Consider the following 15352-nt stretch of genomic DNA (forward strand, 5'->3'; position numbering starts at 1 on the left):
GGATGTCCCTCCTCCTGGCGCCGTGGACCCGGCTGTCGCTGCTCGTCGTGCTGCTCGTGGCGGCCGGCGTGTGCGTGCTGCTGTACGAGCCCCAGCGCATCCTCTCGGAGGGCTGGCCCCCGGGGCTCCCGGTGGGCACCGCGGTCCTGCTGTTCGCAGCCGCGTACGGCGTGTGCGTGTCGGCCTTCGTGCCGCGCCCCCTGCTCAATCTGGCCGCGGGAGCCGTCTTCGGCACCCAGTTCGGCCTCGTGGCGGCGGTCGGCGGGACGGTGCTCGGCGCCGGTATCGCCTTCGGGCTGGGCCGGATCATGGGCCAGGAGGCTTTGCGGCCGTTGCTGCGCGGGCGCTGGCTCGAGGCGGCCGACGGCCAGCTCAGCCGGCACGGTTTCCGCTCGATGCTCGCCGTCCGGCTCTTCCCCGGAGTGCCGTTCGTCGTGGCCAACTACTGCGCCTCGGTGTCCCGCTGCGGCTGGGGCCCCTTCCTCCTCGCCACGGCGATCGGCGTCGTCCCGAACACGACCGCGTACGTGATCGCGGGCGCCAGTGCCTCCTCCCCCGGATCGCCCGCGTTCCTCGTCTCGTTCGGCTTCATCGTGGTCTCCGTGGTGGGCGCAGGAGTCGTCGCGTGGCGCAAGCGGCACCGCCTGGCACCCCCTCGAACCCAGGATCAGGTGCCCGAACTGACGCTTCAGCACCCCCCTGTGGTCATGGGCGCTTCGCACGGGCCCTAGCATCGGACGCGAACTGCCCGACGATCACAAGGACGAGCGCACCCCGACATGAGCTGGTTCGAATCCCTAATCCTCGGTCTCGTCCAGGGGCTTACGGAGTTCCTCCCGATCTCCTCCAGCGCCCACCTGCGGCTGACCGCGGCGTTCGCCGGCTGGCACGACCCAGGAGCGGCCTTCACCGCGATCACCCAGATCGGCACCGAGGCCGCCGTGCTGATCTACTTCCGCAAGGACATCGCGCGGATCATCTCCACCTGGTTCCGCTCCCTGTACACCAAGGAGCTGCGCTCCGAGCAGGACGCCAAGATGGGCTGGCTGGTGATCGTCGGCTCGATTCCGATCGGCGTGCTCGGTCTGGTCTTCAAGGACGCGATCGTGGGCCCGGCCCGCGACCTGCGGCTGACGGCCACCACCCTGATCCTCATGGGCATCGTGCTCGGCATCGCCGACCGGCTGGCCGCCCGCGACGAGGAGGGCGGCCGGCACCGGGCGATCCGCGAGCGCAAGACGCTCCAGCAGCTGGGCGTGAAGGACGGCCTGATCTTCGGTCTCTGCCAGGCGATGGCCCTGATCCCGGGCGTCTCCCGGTCCGGCGCGACGATCTCCGGCGGTCTGCTGCTCGGCTTCACCCGCGAGGCCGCGGCCCGCTACTCCTTCCTCCTCGCGATCCCGGCGGTACTGGCCTCGGGAGCGTTCGAGATCAAGGACGTGATGGAGAACCCGGGCCACATCTCCTGGGGTCCGACGATCTTCGCGACGGTCATCGCCTTCTTCGTGGGCTACGCCGTGATCGCGTGGTTCATGAAGTTCATCTCGACCAAGAGCTTCATGCCCTTCGTGATCTACCGGATCCTCCTGGGCATCCTGCTGTTCGTGCTGATCGGCACGGACGTGCTGAGCCCGCACGCAGGTGAGTCCGGCTCGTAGCGGAGCCCAATTCCACCACTTCGCGTGAACCGCAGGCCGCTCGGGAACGTTCCCGGGCGGCCTGCGCGTCGTTGTCCCTGAAGAGAGCGGAAGGCAAGAAGCAGGGGGTGTCCCATGGGTCGAGTGGTGCTGGAGCGGTTTCCCGCCGGAAGTCCGAGGGGAAGCTGGCCCGCCGAGGAGTATGCGGCGCAGCGGATGCGCGAGGGCGTGCCGGCCGAGGTGGTCATGGATATGGACAGTGACGCGTTCCTCGTCGTGGTCCGGCAGCGGGAGTCCCGTTCCGGTCACTGACCGGCCGCGGGAAGATCCGGTGGGCGCACGGCCCTTGGCCTCGCGTCCGCGCAGCCCCACACTGACCCGATGACTCAGCGTGTGGATCTCGCGACGGTAATGGACCGGCTGGCGATCGACGAGGTGGTCTCGGGCTATGCGGTGGCTGTCGACGACGGTGACTGGGCCGCCTACCGGGCCCTGTTCACCGCCGGCGGGAGGGCCGACTACAGCTCGGCGGGCGGGATCGAGGGGTCGGTCGCGGAGGTCGCGGACTGGCTGGCGCAGACCATGACGCTCTTCCCGGTGCGCCAGCACCTGATCGTCAACCGGCTGATCCGCCTCGAGGACCTGGGCGGGTCGCCCGGCGACAGCGCCGAGGTGGGGGCGGACTTCCTCAATCCGATGCGGCTGGCGGGTCCGGACTCCGACGCCGCGCTCACCTCGCCCAACTTCGTCGCCGCCGGGCGCTACACCTTCGCACTGGCGCGCACCCGCGACGGCTGGAGGCTCACGCGCGTCACCGTGCACGAGAAGTGGCGGCACATCTCGGTGTGATCCGGGCGGGCCCGGTCCGGCCCGGGACGGGCCCGGCCGCTCTCGTCCCGGACGGGCCCGCCCCCGGCCGTGACCGGATCGGACCCGCCCGGCTCGGCCCGGACGTCCTGCACTGCCACACTGGAAGCGGAGGCGCGCCATGATCACGATGCCCAAGGGGTGGTGGTCCCCTCGATGGCGCGCGCCCGCCGCGCTCGCCGCCGGGGCACTGCCCGCCCTCGCCTTCCCCGCCCCCGCCCTCTGGTGGTTCGCCTACGTCGCCCTCGTGCCCTGGATGCTGCTGCTGCGGTCTGCCCCCACCGGACGGCGGGCGGCCCTGGAGGGCTGGCTGGGCGGCGCCGGGTTCATCCTGGCCGTCCACCACTGGCTGCTGCCCAGCCTGCACGTGTTCCTGCTCCCGGTGGCCGCGCTGCTCGGGCTGCTCTGGATCCCCTGGGCACTCCTGGTGCGGGAGCTCCTCGGCGGGGTCCCGGCCGCGGGCCGGGCCTGGTGCGCGCTCGTCCTCGTGCCTGCGGGGTGGCTGCTGTCGGAGCTGGTCCGGTCCTGGCAGGGGCTGGGCGGGCCGTGGGGCCTGCTGGGGGCGAGCCAGTGGCAGGTGACGCCCGCGCTGCGGCTGGCCTCGGTGGGCGGGGTATGGCTGGTCAGCCTGCTGGTGGTGGCGGTGAACTGTGCGCTGGTGCTGCTGATCGCGGTGCCGGGAGCGCGGATCCCGGCGGTGGCGGGGGTGACCGGCTGCGTGGTGCTGACGGGGGTGGTGTGGGTCTGGGCGGCGCGGCCCGCGGAGACGGGCACGCTGCGCGTGGCGGTCGTACAGCCGGGACCGGTGCCGGACGGCCCGGACAGTGCGGAGCGGCGGTTCGATCTCGGTGAGCGGCTGACCCGGCCGCTGGCCGGGCAGCGGGTCGACCTGGTGGTGTGGGGCGAGAGCAGCGTCGGCGCGGACCTGACGGCCCGCCCGGACCTGGCCCGGCGGCTGGCCGCGCTGTCGGCGGAGGTGGGGGCTCCGCTGCTGGTGAACGTGGACGCGCGGCGGGCGGACCGCCCCGGGATCCAGAAGAGCGCGGTGCTCGTGGGACCTCAGGGGCTCACCGGCGACCGGTACGACAAGATGCGGCTCGTCCCCTTCGGCGAGTACGTGCCGGCCCGTGCGCTGTTCGGCTGGGCCACCTCGGTCGGCCGGGCGGCGGGCGAGGACCGCGTGCGCGGCGACACCCCGGTGGTCATGGACCTGCCCGGGCGGGCGGACGGGCCCGCCGACGTCCGCGTCGGCCCACTGGTCTGCTTCGAGTCGGCCTTCCCCGACATGAGCCGGCGCCTGACCCGCGACGGGGCCTCCCTGCTCGTCGCCCAGTCGGCGACCTCCTCGTTCCAGGAGAGCTGGGCCCCGGCCCAGCACGCCTCCCTCGCCGCGCTGCGGGCCGCCGAGAACGGCCGGCCGATGGTGCACGCCACCCTGACGGGCATCAGTGTGGTGAACGGCCCGTCCGGCGCGCGGATCGGCGCCGCCCTGCCCACCTCCGCGAGCACGGCGGCGGTGTACGAGGTCCCGCTCGCCCGGGGCACGACCCCCTATGTCCGCTTCGGTGACTGGCCGGTGGCCGCCTCCCTCGCCGCCCTCGCGGTGTACTGCGCGGTGGCGGGCGGCCGGTCGCTCAGGAGGCCTGCTCCAGAGCCGAGCCCACCACCTTCTCGCACAGCTCGTGGGTGAGCAGCGCGTCGCGGGCGCTGAGCGTGGTGCCCGCCGCGACGGCGTCCAGGAAGTGGTCGACGATCTGCTCGATGCCGCGCTGGCGGGCGACCGGGACCCAGTCCCCGCGGCGCCGCACGGTCGGCTGGCCCTTGTGGTCGATGACCTCGGCGAGGTTGACGACCTGCCGCTTGGTGTCGCGGCCGGAGACCTCCAGGATCTCCTCGGTGGAGCCTGACAGGCGGTTCATGATGCCGAGGGCGGTGAAGCCCGCACCGGACAGCTGGAGCACCACCTGGTGCATCAGCCCCTCGCGCACCACCGCCCGGACGTCGAAGTGGTCGGCCTCGCCGGGAAGCAGGAACCGCAGGGTGTCGACGACGTGGATGAAGTCGTCCAGGACCAGGGTCCGCGGGTCCTCGGGCAGCCCGACCCGGTTCTTCTGCATGACGATCAGCTCGCGGGCGTGGTCGGCGCACTGCGCGTAGCCGGGCGCGAAGCGGCGGTTGAAGCCGACGGCGAGGCCGACCCCGAGCTCCTCGGCCCTTTCCACCAACTGCCGCGACTGCGCGATCCCGTAGGCGAGCGGCTTGTCCACGTACGTCGGCACGCCGGCCTCCAGCAGCCGTGTGACGATCTCGGGGTGGGCCACGGTCGCGGCGTGCACGAAGGCCGCGTCGAGCCCCTCGGCGAGCAGGGCGTCGAGATCGGTGTGCCGGCGGGCGGCCGGGACGTGGTGGGTCGCGCCGACCCGCTCCAGGGTGTCGGGGTTACGGGTCTGCAGGTGCAGCTCGATGCCCGGGCGGGTGGTGAGGACGGGCAGGTACGCCTTCTGCGCGATGTCGCCGAGTCCGATGCAGCCGACCTTCACCGGGCGCCTCCAGGTTCGTTCCTTGTGGGATTCCCGCAGCTTAATCCCTGGTGGCGGGGGCCTCGTTCGCCGAGGATGAGCCCATGACCACCAGTTCTGGATCACATCGCAACGAACCCGCCACCACCGCCGACGAGCGGGAGATGCTGGACGGCTGGCTCGACTACCACCGCGCCACCCTTGTATGGAAGTGCGAGGGGCTCCAGGACGAACAGCTGCGCCGCACCCCGCTCGCGCCCTCCGAGTTGAGCCTCCTCGGCCTCGTACGGCACATGGCGGAGGTGGAGCGCTACTGGTTCCGGGAGATCATCCTGGGCGAGGACCTCCCCGAGCTGTACTGCACGGGCGACGACCCGGACGGCGATTTCCACTTCACCGAGAAGGCCACCTGGGCCGAGGCCGAGCAGGTCTGGCAGACCGAGGTCGAACTGGCGCGCCAGGCCGTCGCGGGCCGTTCGCTGGACCTGGTGTCCGAGGCAGGGAGCCACCACCGCGGCGAGGTGTTCAGCCTGCGCTGGGTGTACACCCACATGATCGAGGAGTACGCGCGTCACAACGGTCACGCCGACCTGGTGCGCGAGCAGATAGACGGTGCCACCGGCGACTAGTGCTGTGGCCGGAAAGGTGTGCCGGGCGCCGCGACCCGGTGGACCTTTCCGGTCACAGCACCAGGTCGTGGACCGGTCCCGAGGGGACGATCCGGCGGGTGTGGCCGTCACCCGTGCGGGGTGAATATCCGCTCCGGGTTTTCGCAACGGGGTCCTCGCACAGCAGAGTTGCGCGAGTGCATCCAACCCGAACCACGACAAAGCTGCTGCTCGGAGTCGTCTGCGCCGTCTCGGCGGTCTCCGGCTGTGTGAATGTGAGCCCCGGACCCGCGCGGCCGGCGGGGACCCCCGCCGCCGGGGTACCACCCCGCCACGAGCCGCGCGGTGGGCCGGGGGCCGCCCCCGTGGTCGTACGGGCGCCCGCCCTGGAGGCGCTGGAGGCGGTGGAGACCGCCCCGGAGCGGCCTGCGGCCCCGGCGGCCCCCGCACCCGCCCAGCGGTCCGCACAGCGCCCCACAGCGGGCGGCGCGGGCGGGCTCGCGCAGGAGGCGCCGCCGGTCCCGGACATCCCGGAGCCGCGGCGGGCCGCTGAGCGCGCGTCCGGGCGGCCGGACGGCCGTCCGCAGCGCGCGCGTCCCGATGCCGAGGTGGAGCGTGAGCTGGTGCGCAAGCTGCCGGTGCGGCCGGCCGACGTGTGCGCGCTGGGCCGCCGGCACGGCCGCTGGCACCCCGACAGCCCGGAGGCCCGGATCTGCGCGGGCGTGCACGCGGACTGACCGCCCGGCGGCGGCGCGGGCCCGGTGCGGTCCGGGGACGACGGTCTACGGAGACTGCTCGGGGAAAGGCCGGGGTCCGGCTCCGGATCCCGGTTCCGCGGCCAGGCGCCGCTCCAGCCGTGCGATGGCCGCCCGTACGCCGTTCCCGTACCCGTCGTCGGACAGGTCGCCGGTGGCCGCGCGGGCCCGCGCCAGGTGGACCCGGGCCGCCTCGGGCCGCTGCAGTTTCACGTAGTCGGCGGCCAGGCTCAGGTGCAGGGACGGGTAGAACGCGCGCATCGCCGGATGCGGCTCCCGCTGCACGGGCCGGTCGTCGCCGGACCATCCGTCCCCGGGCCGTCCCTCCCCGGGCGGCCAGGTCCCCGGCCCGTCACCCGGTACGTCGGCCGGTACGTCGGCCGCGGCGGTCAGGGCCCGCAGGTCCCAGGCCAGCTCATCGGCCGGGTCGTCCTGGGCGTCGGCCATGTAGTGGGCCAGGGTGCACCTGTGGAGGGAGTCCCCCTCCTCGCCGATCTCGGACCAGATCTGGCCGAGCCGGTTGCGGGCCTCCTCGCGGTCCCCGGCGTGCAGAAGGATGACCGCCTGGCCGATCCTGGTCATGACGGCGTCTTCCGACGCCTCCTGCTGCTCCGTCACGACGGCCTCCGGCTTGCTCTGCCAGACCTGCTCCGGTCTGATCATCAAGAAGCTAGCCGGAGGTACCGGCAATGGCGCCCAGGCGCGGTGGGAGGTCAGCCGAGGTCGGGAATCCGCCAGTCGATCGGCTCATGGCCCTGGGCGGCGATGGCCTCGTCGATCTGCGTGAAGGGCCGGGACCCGAAGAACTTCTTGGCCGACAGCGGGGAGGGGTGGGCGCCCTTGACGACCACGTGCCGCTCCTCGTCGATCAGCGGGAGCTTCTTCTGGGCGTACGCGCCCCACAGGACGAAGACGGCCGGGTCGGGCCGCTCGGACACCGCGCGGATCACGGCGTCGGTGAACTTCTCCCAGCCCTTGCCCTTGTGCGAATTGGGCTCGGCCTCCCGGACCGTGAGCACCGCGTTGAGCAGCAGGACTCCCTGCTCGGCCCACGGCATCAGGTATCCGTTGTCCGGGACCGGCAGACCGAGCTCCTCCTTCATCTCCTTGTAGATGTTGCGCAGCGAGGGCGGGGTCTTGACCCCGGGCTGCACGGAGAAGCACAGGCCGTGGCCCTGGCCGGCGCCGTGGTACGGGTCCTGGCCGAGGACGAGCACCTTCACCCGGTCGAAGGGAGTGGCCTCCAGGGCCGCGAACACCTGCTCGCGGGGCGGGTAGACCGGCCCGTTCGCCCGTTCCTTCTCGACGAACTCGGTGAGCTCTTTGAAGTAGGGCTGGTCCAGCTCTCCGCCGAGGACGGGGAGCCAGGACTCGGGCAGCATCTGGGTCACGGCGACAACCTCCGGTACAAGTTGGTGCAACTGCTCGTGCAACTGCTCCAGAACCTACCGGGGCCCACTGACAATGCGTCGGCCGCCCAGGGCGGCCGACGCACCGGTGCCGGTACTACCAGCTGGTCTTGCGGTAGAACTCCCACATCTGCATGACGGTCTGCGGGTCCAGCGCACGCTCGGAGCCCGCGATGTCCTCACGTGCCGCGACGTGCAGCTTGCCCTGCCACAGGGGCAGCAGCCGGACGTCGTCGGCGAAGATCTGCTGCGCCCGCTCGAACTGCTGGACGCCGGCCGAGCGGTCGCTCTCGCGGCGCGACTTGGGCAGCAGCTCGGTCAGGATCTCGTTGGCCTCGTACGCGGTGCCGACCGCGTTCTCCTTGCCGACGAACGGTGCGATGAAGTTGTCCGGGTCCGGGAAGTCGGGGAACCAGCCACGGCCGAAGATCGGGTACTCGCCGCTCTTGTAGCCGGTCTGGAAGGTCTTCCAGGGCTGGCTGCGCAGGGTGATCCGGAAGAGGTTGCTCTCGTCCAGCTGCCGCTTGAGCTCGGTGAACTCGTCGGCGGTGGACGAACCGTACCGGTCGGTGGTGTACCAGAAGGTCAGGTCGACGGGCGTGGTGATCCCGGCGTCCTTGAGGATCTTGCGGGCCTTGGCGACGTCCGCGGCGCCGTACTTGTCGTAGAAGGGCGTCTTGTGGCCGACGACGCCCTTGGGGACCATCGAGTACAGCGGCTCGGCGGTGCCCTGGTAGACCTTGGAGACGAGCGCGCCGCGGTCGACGATCTGGGCGATGGCCTGGCGGACCGCGAGCTTGGCGACCGTCTGGTCCTTGGGGTTGAAGACCAGGTAGCGGATCTCGGCGCCGACGTTCTCGACGACCTGGACGCCCTGGGCCTGGGCCGCGGGGGTCTGGAGGTCCGTGATCTCCGCGGCCGTCAGGCCTCGGTAGGTGGCGTCGACCTCCTTGGACTTCAGCGCCGAGACCATCTTCGGGGAGTCCGCGAAGTAGCGGATGGTCACCCCGTTGTTACGCCGGTCGGCGAAGCCGGTGTAGTTCGGGTTCTTGGTGAGGACCGCCTCGGCGCCCTCCTTGTACGAGTCGAGCACGTACGGGCCCGACCCGGTGATCTTGTCGCCCTCGCGGACCTTGTCGGCCGGGTAGTCCTTGGGCGCGACGAGGGAGGCCGCGGGCGAGCCGAGGACGTAGGGGAAGGTGGCGTCCGAGGTGTTCAGGTGGAAGACGACCGTCGCCGCGTCCGGGGTCTCGATCTTGTCGAGGGTGCCGAAGAGGTCCTTCGGGCCGACCTTGGAGCCGATGGTCCTGATCCGGTCGAGGGAGTGCTTGACCGCCTTGGCGTCGAGCGGCTCGCCGTTGGAGAACTTCAGGCCCTTGCGCAGGGTGCACCGGTAGGCCTGGCTCGCCGCGTCGGTGAATTCGCAGCTCTGGGCCGCGTCCGGCTGGGGCTTGCTGGAACCCGTCGGGAAGGCCAGCAGGGTCTGGTAGACGTTCCGGTACAGCTCCCAGGAGCCGTCCCACGCAGCCGCGGGATCGAGGGTGCTCGGTGCGCTCGTGGTACCGACAACGATCCTCTTCTTATCGTCGCCGTCGTCCTCCGACAGCAGGCCGCATCCGGCGAGCAGGGATATGGACGCAAGGGCCGCAGTGATCTGCAGGCATCTGGTCCGGTTGAACACGTGCACGCTCCTCGATCAGCCAGGGGTGCGGCAGACCCTACCGCAGTGCCCCACGAATCCAATGGGTTGGTTTCGTGAGGCACTTGACCGGTTCCGTGCATATTCGGTACGCATTCACCTCCCTTTTGGAGGCAAATTCGTCCGATTATCGGTCAGTGGACCCCGGCATTGAGGAACATCCCGCCATCGACGACGAGAGTTTGCCCGGTGATCCATTCCGCTTGTGCAGATGTGAGGAAGGCCGCCGCCCCGCCGATGTCCTCCGGGAGCCCCAGCCGGCCGAGCGGATAGGCCGCCGCGGCCTCCTGCTCGCGGCCCTCGTAGAGCGCCTGCGCGAACTTCGTCCTGACCACCGCGGGGGCGATCGCGTTCACCCGGACCCCGGGCGCCATCTCGTGCGCGAGCTGGAGGGTGAGGTTGACCATGGCGGCCTTGCTCATCCCGTACGCGCCGATGAAGGGCGAGGCGGAGACGCCGGCGATGGAGGCGATGTTCACGATCGCCCCGCCGTTGTCCTTCTGCCACGCGTGCCAGGTCCGCTGGGCGAAGCCGAGCGCCGAGATCACGTTGGTCTCGAAGACCTTCCGCGCGACCCCGAGGTCCAGGTCCGCGATGGGCCCGAAGACCGGATTCGTGCCCGCGTTGTTCACCAGGAAGTCGACGCGGCCGAAGGCCTCCATCGTGCGCTCGACGGCGATGGCCTGGTGGGCCTCGTCGTGCGCCTTGCCGGCGACCCCGATCACCCGGTCCGCACCGAGGCGCTCGACGGCCTCCTTGAGGGCCTCCTCGTTGCGCCCGGTGATGCAGAGCCGGTCACCGCGGGCGACCAGCGCCTCCGCGATGCCGTAGCCGATGCCCCGGCTCGCTCCGGTGATCAGTGCGACCCTGCCGCTGTCGATACCGCTGTACGTCATGTCTGCGCCCTGCCTCTCGTGGACTCGTCAGCTGAGCGGGCCGCCGGCCACGTACATGACCTGGCCGGAGACGAAGCCCGCGGCCTCGCCGGTGAAGAAGGCGATGGCGTTGGCGATGTCGTCCGGACGGCCGACGCGCTGGACCGGGATCTGGGTGGCGGCGGCCGCCTGGAAGTCCTCGAAGCCCATGCCGACGCGGGCGGCCGTCTGGGCGGTCATCTCGGTGACGATGAACCCGGGGGCGACGGCGTTGGCGGTGACGCCGAACTTGCCGAGCTCGATGGCGAGGGTCTTGGTGAAGCCCTGCAGACCGGCCTTCGCGGCGGAGTAGTTGACCTGGCCGCGGTTGCCGAGCGCCGAGCTGCTGGAGAGGTTCACGATGCGGCCGAACTTGGCCTCCACCATGTACTTCTGACAGGCCTTCGACATCAGGAAGGCGCCGCGCAGGTGCACGTTCATGACCGTGTCCCAGTCGGTCTCGCTCATCTTGAACAGCAGGTTGTCGCGCAGCACACCCGCGTTGTTGACCAGGATGGTCGGGGCGCCGAGCTCGCTCGCGACGCGCGCGACGGCAGCCTCCACCTGCGCCCCGTCGGAGACGTCGCAGCCGACCGCCAGGGCCTTGCCGCCGGCCGCCGTGATGGCCTCGACGGTGTCCTTGCAGGCCGCCTCGTCGAGGTCGAGTACGGCGACGGCGCGGCCCTCGGCGGCCAGGCGTACGGCGGTGGCCGCGCCGATGCCCCGGGCCCCTCCGGTCACGATCGCGACGCGCTGCTCGGTGGTGGACATGCTGGATCTCCTCGCCCTAGAGAGACGGCCGCCCAGAGGTGAGCAACCGCTTAGTAGCTTCAGCTGAGGAGACGCTAGGAGCCCTGGCACCCGGTGTCAACGCCACGCAGAACGGCCCGGCCGGTGTGGGACGTGCGGGAGTCCGGGGGCGGAGCCCCCGGACCCTCGTCAGCGGACCAGCAGGTCCAGCAGCCGCTCCACCTCCGCCGCCGGATCGGCCGTCAGGCCGGTGTGCACCGGGCCCGGCTGCACCACGGTGCTGCGCGGGGCGATCAGCCAGCGGAACCGCCGTCCCGCATCGTCCCCGGCCGCCTGTCCCGCATCGGCTCCGCCGCTGCACACGCCCTCGACCCCGCGCAGAGCGGCCCGTACCCCGGCCACGTCGGCCCCGGGGTCCAGCGCGAGGAGCTTTGCCTCGTCGAGGTGGGTGCGCGCGGCGACGTACGTGTGCGCCCGGCAGTAGACGATCACACCGGCGTTGAAGCACTCGCCCCGTTCCATCCGGGGCACCACGCGCACCAGCGCGTACTCGAATACGTCCCGCTTGGTCACTCGCTGTCGCTCTTCTTCCGGTGCGTCTTGTGGGGCCATTCGGGCAGGTGGTCGGTGAGCCAGCCGGGCGGTCCGGCGGGCGCCTTCACCTCGGCCTCCATGGAGATCCTCTCGTGGATCGTGGCCGCGCGCGGCAGCAACACCTCCACATAGGCGCGGCGCAGCGCGTCGGTGGTGTCGAAGCCCGGCTCGTCGACCAGCCATTCGTCGGGGACGTCGGCGGCGACCTCCGTGAGGAGTTCCTCGGTCACCAGCGGCGCGAGCGCGGCGGCCGCGGCGGCGATGTCCGGGCCCACGGGGGCCAGTACGTGGTCGGAGGCGTTGTACGGCTTGGCGGCCGCGGCCGCGGCGGTGGGCCAGTTGTGGTGCCAGATCATGGTGGCGCCGTGGTCGATGAGCCAGGCGTCCCCGTGCCAGACGAGCATGTTCGGGTTGCGCCAGGACCGGTCGACGTTGTTGATGAGGGCGTCGAACCAGACCACGCGACCCGCCTCGACCGGGTCCACCTGGTAGGCGAGCGGGTCGAAGCCGATCGAGCCGGGCAGGTAGTCCATGCCGAGGTTGAGCCCGCCGCTGGCCTTGAGCAGCTCCTGGACCTCCTGATCGGGCTCGCCGAGCCCGATCACGGGGTCGAGCTGCATCTGCACCAGCCGCGGGACCCTCAGCCCCAGCCGCTGGGCCAGCCGGCCGCAGATGACCTCGGCGACCAGGGTCTTGCGGCCCTGGCCCGCTCCGGTGAATTTCATGACGTAGGTACCGAGATCGTCGGCCTCGACGATTCCCGGGAGCGAGCCGCCCTCACGCAGGGGCGTGACGTAGCGGGTCGCTGTGACTTCGGTCAGCATTTTCCCAGGCTATACGGCGCCGCATCCTTTACATCCTCGGGACACCAGCGGGCACTCTCCCCCGGGCCGGCCCCCTCTGGACCGCCTGGGAAATCGGGGGAGTTCAAGCTCGAGCCCCGGAACTGCCGCTCCCCCGGCAGCTCATGGAACCCTCCGCGCCACGATGCCCGGCCCCATGTGGGAAGTTGCGCAGAGTGACCGCGGAGATCTGCGCCCCACTGTGTCGGGCGCAGGAGGTGAACCACCGGCGCAACGTGCCCCTACCGATGGTGGCGGCAGCTCCGGCGCATCGGTCTCCTCAGGCAAGGTCGCCCGGTGCCGGTACTGCCTCGATTTCGATACGCAGGGACGCAACGGCGGCATCGAGACGCACCCGCAGCTGCCGTTCGTCGTCCGCCCGCGCGATGACGTGGCCCAGCCTGCTGAGGAAGCCGCGCGGGGGCAGCTGGACGTGCCGCCCTTCCTCCACGTGCCAGACCATCTCGCGCCAGAGGTGGCCGGCGGGCTCGGGTGCCCCGAGCGCGCGGACCACACCGTCGTGCTGCGGGTAGAGCATCCGGATCCCGGCGACTCCCGGGCGGACCCGGCCGGGGTCGGTGTCCGCCCAGAGGTCCGCGTCCGCCTCGGCCCGGGCACTCTCCGTCCGGTCACTCTCCGTCCCGGCACCGCCGGTCAGCGCCTCCACGGTGAGGGCGACCATGTCGACGCCCGAGGCCAGCCGGTGGACGTACGGGATCTGGTCGCCGCCAAGCCGCGCCGCCACCTCGATCATCCGAGGTCCGTCCGCGGTCATCCTGAGCTCACTGTGGGTGGCGCCGACGGTGATGCCGAGGGCTCGGTGGGCGGCTACCGCCGTATCGATGAGCTGCTGGTCGTGGGGCCCTGTCCCCGGGGCCCGGCAGACGTGCCCCAGCTCCTCGAAGTAGGGCGCGAACCCCACCGTCTTGTCCGTGATCCCGCAGACGAGCACCCGGCCGTCCCTGACGACGGACTCCACGCTGTACTCCGGTCCGTCGAGGTACTGCTCGACCAGCACCCCCGGCTCCGGGTCGATGCGCGCGAAACCGGCCTCCGCCGCGACCTTGAACACCGCGCGCAGTTCGCGCTCGTCGTCGGCGCGGACGACCCCGATGCTGCCGCCCAGGTTGCGGGGCTTGACCACCACCGGGTAGCCGAGTCCTGCGGCGGCGGCCGCGGCGCCCTCCGCGTCGTCGACGAGCACGCTGCGGGCCGACGGCACACCGGCGGCCTCGAAGGCGGCCCGCATCGCCCGCTTGTCCCGGCACCGCGCCGCCGCCTCGGGCGACAGCCCGGGCAGCCCCAGCAGTGCCGCGACATACGCCGTCAGCTCCACCTGCGCCTCGTCGTAGGTCAGTACGCCGTCGAAGGGCGCGTCCCTGTGCAGCGACAGGGCCGCCTCGCCGACCGCGTCCCGGTCCCGCAGATCCACCTTGACGCCCGCGCGGACGAAGGGCTCGGTCCAAGGCCGCGGCACGGTGTCGATCAGTGCCACGTCGTCCCCGCGGGCATGCAGGGTTTCCAGGATGTACTTGCGGTAGATGTCGATGCCCGCACCGAGCATCAGAAGCCGCGCCATGACGTTTCTCCTTGGTCTGGAGGGAGGGAAGGGGCTGGGTGGAGGAGGGGGGCGGGGGCGGGCGGGGTCAGTTCTGCGGGGGCGGCAGAAGCCCGCTCACGCCCAGGCCGGGCCCTGTCGGAAGGTCCAGGGCCGGCCCCCGGTAGGTGGCCCCGCCACGCACCGGGGAGGCGCCCAGCCACAGGGGCGCGTCCAGGTCGACGTACGTGACCGCGGAGCGCGCCGACACCACGCTCGCGGCGGCGGTAACGGAGATCTCCGTCTCCAGGGAGCAGCCCACCATGCAGCCCAGACCGGCTGCCTCGGCGATGGAGATGATCCGGAGCACGTTGCGGATGCCGCCGCACTCCTGCAGCTTCACGCTCAGCACGTCGGCCGCCTCGTGCCGTACGACCTCCAAGGCGTCCCGCGCGGTCAGCACGCTCTCGTCGGCGACCACCGGGGTGGCGACGCGCTCCCGTACGAACCGGAGCGCGCCGAGGTCCCGGGCCGCGACCGGCTGTTCGATCAGTTCGATGTCCGCGCCGCCGTCCTCCAGGCGCCGGACCGCCCGCACGGCCTCCTTGGCGGTCCAGCCCTGGTTGGCGTCCAGGCGCAGCCGGATGCCCGGGCCCACCGCCTGCCGGACCGCCTCGACGCGCCGGACGTCGAGTTCGACGGCGTGGCCGACCTTCAGCTTCAGGGCGGTGAAGCCGTCCGCCACCAGTCCGTGCGCCCGCTCGGCCATCTCGTCGGCTGTGCCGAGCCCCACCGTGATGCCGGTCTCCAACTCCTTCTGCGATCCGCCCAGCAGACGGAACACCGGGATCTCGAGCATCTGGGCGAAGGCGTCGTGCAGGGCGATCTCCACGCCGGCCTTCGCCCCGCCGTTGCCCGCCGTGCAGCGGTCGACCCGGGCGCAGTTCTCCCCCAGGTCCTCGACCCGCCGACCGACGACGGCCTCGCGCAGCGGGCCGTGCAGGAGCGCGGCCGCGCTCTCCGGCGTCTCACCGGTCACCGCGGGCATGGAGACGGCCTCGCCCCACGCGGAGCGCCCGTCCCCGTAGACGAGCTCGACCAGGGTGACCCGGGCCTCGCGGACGGTGCCGCGCACCACCGACCTGTACGGGACGCGCAGCGGTACGCGGCGCGGGTGCACGACAAGGTCATGAATGAGCATGGACTCTCTCCTGTTGGGGC

Annotated in this window: 17 protein-coding genes; 7 read left to right on the top strand and 10 right to left on the bottom strand. The window is 71.7% G+C overall.

From position 1 onward, the window contains the following. Nucleotides 1-2 precede the first annotated feature (2 nt). From OG753_RS09525 to lnt, 5 genes are all read left to right on the top strand, one after another. Complete coding sequence (locus tag OG753_RS09525; protein WP_327261380.1) at nucleotides 3-731, top strand: VTT domain-containing protein; 729 nt, start codon at nucleotides 3-5, stop codon at nucleotides 729-731. A gap of 48 nt (nucleotides 732-779) precedes the next feature. Further along, entirely contained in the window at nucleotides 780-1658 is an 879-nt protein-coding gene (locus tag OG753_RS09530; RefSeq protein WP_327261381.1) for an undecaprenyl-diphosphate phosphatase, read from the top strand. Nucleotides 1659-1772: 114 nt separating this feature from the next. After that, nucleotides 1773-1949 carry a hypothetical protein gene (locus OG753_RS09535; RefSeq protein WP_199920758.1) on the top strand — a complete coding sequence of 59 codons (177 nt, stop codon included), beginning with the start codon at nucleotides 1773-1775 and terminating at the stop codon, nucleotides 1947-1949. Nucleotides 1950-2018: 69 nt separating this feature from the next. Then, on the top strand, nucleotides 2019-2486 hold the full coding sequence (locus tag OG753_RS09540) for a nuclear transport factor 2 family protein (RefSeq protein ID WP_327261382.1): 468 nt from the start codon (nucleotides 2019-2021) through the stop codon (nucleotides 2484-2486). Nucleotides 2487-2625: 139 nt separating this feature from the next. After that, nucleotides 2626-4194 carry an apolipoprotein N-acyltransferase gene (gene lnt / locus OG753_RS09545; protein ID WP_405788083.1) on the top strand — a complete coding sequence of 523 codons (1569 nt, stop codon included), beginning with the start codon at nucleotides 2626-2628 and terminating at the stop codon, nucleotides 4192-4194. On the opposite strand, the gene OG753_RS09550 is transcribed toward lnt, so the two are convergent. Continuing rightward, entirely contained in the window at nucleotides 4139-5044 is a 906-nt protein-coding gene (locus tag OG753_RS09550; protein WP_327261384.1) for a Gfo/Idh/MocA family oxidoreductase, read from the bottom strand. The genes lnt and OG753_RS09550 overlap by 56 nt on opposite strands. Before the next feature lie 83 nt (nucleotides 5045-5127). Here OG753_RS09550 and OG753_RS09555 point away from each other — a divergent pair, with 83 nt between their 5' ends. Together OG753_RS09555 and OG753_RS09560 are read left to right on the top strand one after the other, a co-directional pair. After that, nucleotides 5128-5652 carry a DinB family protein gene (locus tag OG753_RS09555; protein WP_327261385.1) on the top strand — a complete coding sequence of 175 codons (525 nt, stop codon included), beginning with the start codon at nucleotides 5128-5130 and terminating at the stop codon, nucleotides 5650-5652. A gap of 176 nt (nucleotides 5653-5828) precedes the next feature. Beyond that, nucleotides 5829-6368 carry a hypothetical protein gene (locus OG753_RS09560; protein WP_405788085.1) on the top strand — a complete coding sequence of 180 codons (540 nt, stop codon included), beginning with the start codon at nucleotides 5829-5831 and terminating at the stop codon, nucleotides 6366-6368. Nucleotides 6369-6413: 45 nt separating this feature from the next. Here OG753_RS09560 and OG753_RS09565 read toward each other — a convergent pair whose 3' ends face one another. The 9 genes from OG753_RS09565 to OG753_RS09605 all read right to left on the bottom strand — a co-directional run bounded on the left by OG753_RS09565 (nucleotide 6414) and on the right by OG753_RS09605 (nucleotide 15332). After that, nucleotides 6414-7004: a hypothetical protein gene (locus OG753_RS09565; RefSeq protein WP_405792592.1), complete on the bottom strand. Its 591-nt coding sequence runs from the start codon at nucleotides 7002-7004 to the stop codon at nucleotides 6414-6416. Nucleotides 7005-7099: 95 nt separating this feature from the next. Then, complete coding sequence (locus tag OG753_RS09570; protein WP_327266689.1) at nucleotides 7100-7768, bottom strand: uracil-DNA glycosylase; 669 nt, start codon at nucleotides 7766-7768, stop codon at nucleotides 7100-7102. Between the two features lie 124 nt (nucleotides 7769-7892). Next, nucleotides 7893-9476, bottom strand: a complete 1584-nt coding sequence (locus OG753_RS09575; RefSeq protein WP_327261387.1) for an ABC transporter substrate-binding protein — start codon at nucleotides 9474-9476, stop codon at nucleotides 7893-7895. A 152-nt stretch (nucleotides 9477-9628) separates the two neighbouring features. Further along, nucleotides 9629-10390, bottom strand: a complete 762-nt coding sequence (locus OG753_RS09580; protein ID WP_327261388.1) for an SDR family oxidoreductase — start codon at nucleotides 10388-10390, stop codon at nucleotides 9629-9631. Between the two features lie 27 nt (nucleotides 10391-10417). Next, nucleotides 10418-11179, bottom strand: coding sequence for a 3-oxoacyl-ACP reductase FabG (gene fabG / locus OG753_RS09585; protein ID WP_327261389.1), 762 nt, complete (start codon nucleotides 11177-11179; stop codon nucleotides 10418-10420). A gap of 168 nt (nucleotides 11180-11347) precedes the next feature. Next, entirely contained in the window at nucleotides 11348-11731 is a 384-nt protein-coding gene (locus OG753_RS09590; protein ID WP_030718859.1) for a DUF3037 domain-containing protein, read from the bottom strand. Continuing rightward, a complete protein-coding gene (locus OG753_RS09595; protein ID WP_401285475.1) occupies nucleotides 11728-12576 on the bottom strand; it encodes a HipA family kinase in 849 nt (282 codons plus the stop codon). The genes OG753_RS09590 and OG753_RS09595 overlap by 4 nt, the downstream gene beginning before the upstream one ends. Nucleotides 12577-12874: 298 nt before the next feature. Next, a complete protein-coding gene (locus tag OG753_RS09600; RefSeq protein WP_405788087.1) occupies nucleotides 12875-14173 on the bottom strand; it encodes an ATP-grasp domain-containing protein in 1299 nt (432 codons plus the stop codon). A 67-nt stretch (nucleotides 14174-14240) separates the two neighbouring features. After that, entirely contained in the window at nucleotides 14241-15332 is a 1092-nt protein-coding gene (locus OG753_RS09605) for a dipeptide epimerase (RefSeq protein ID WP_405788089.1), read from the bottom strand. Between the last annotated feature and the right edge of the window lie 20 nt (nucleotides 15333-15352).

This window comes from Streptomyces sp. NBC_00029, assembly GCF_045160505.1.
Taxonomy (GTDB): Bacteria; Actinomycetota; Actinomycetes; order Streptomycetales; family Streptomycetaceae; genus Streptomyces.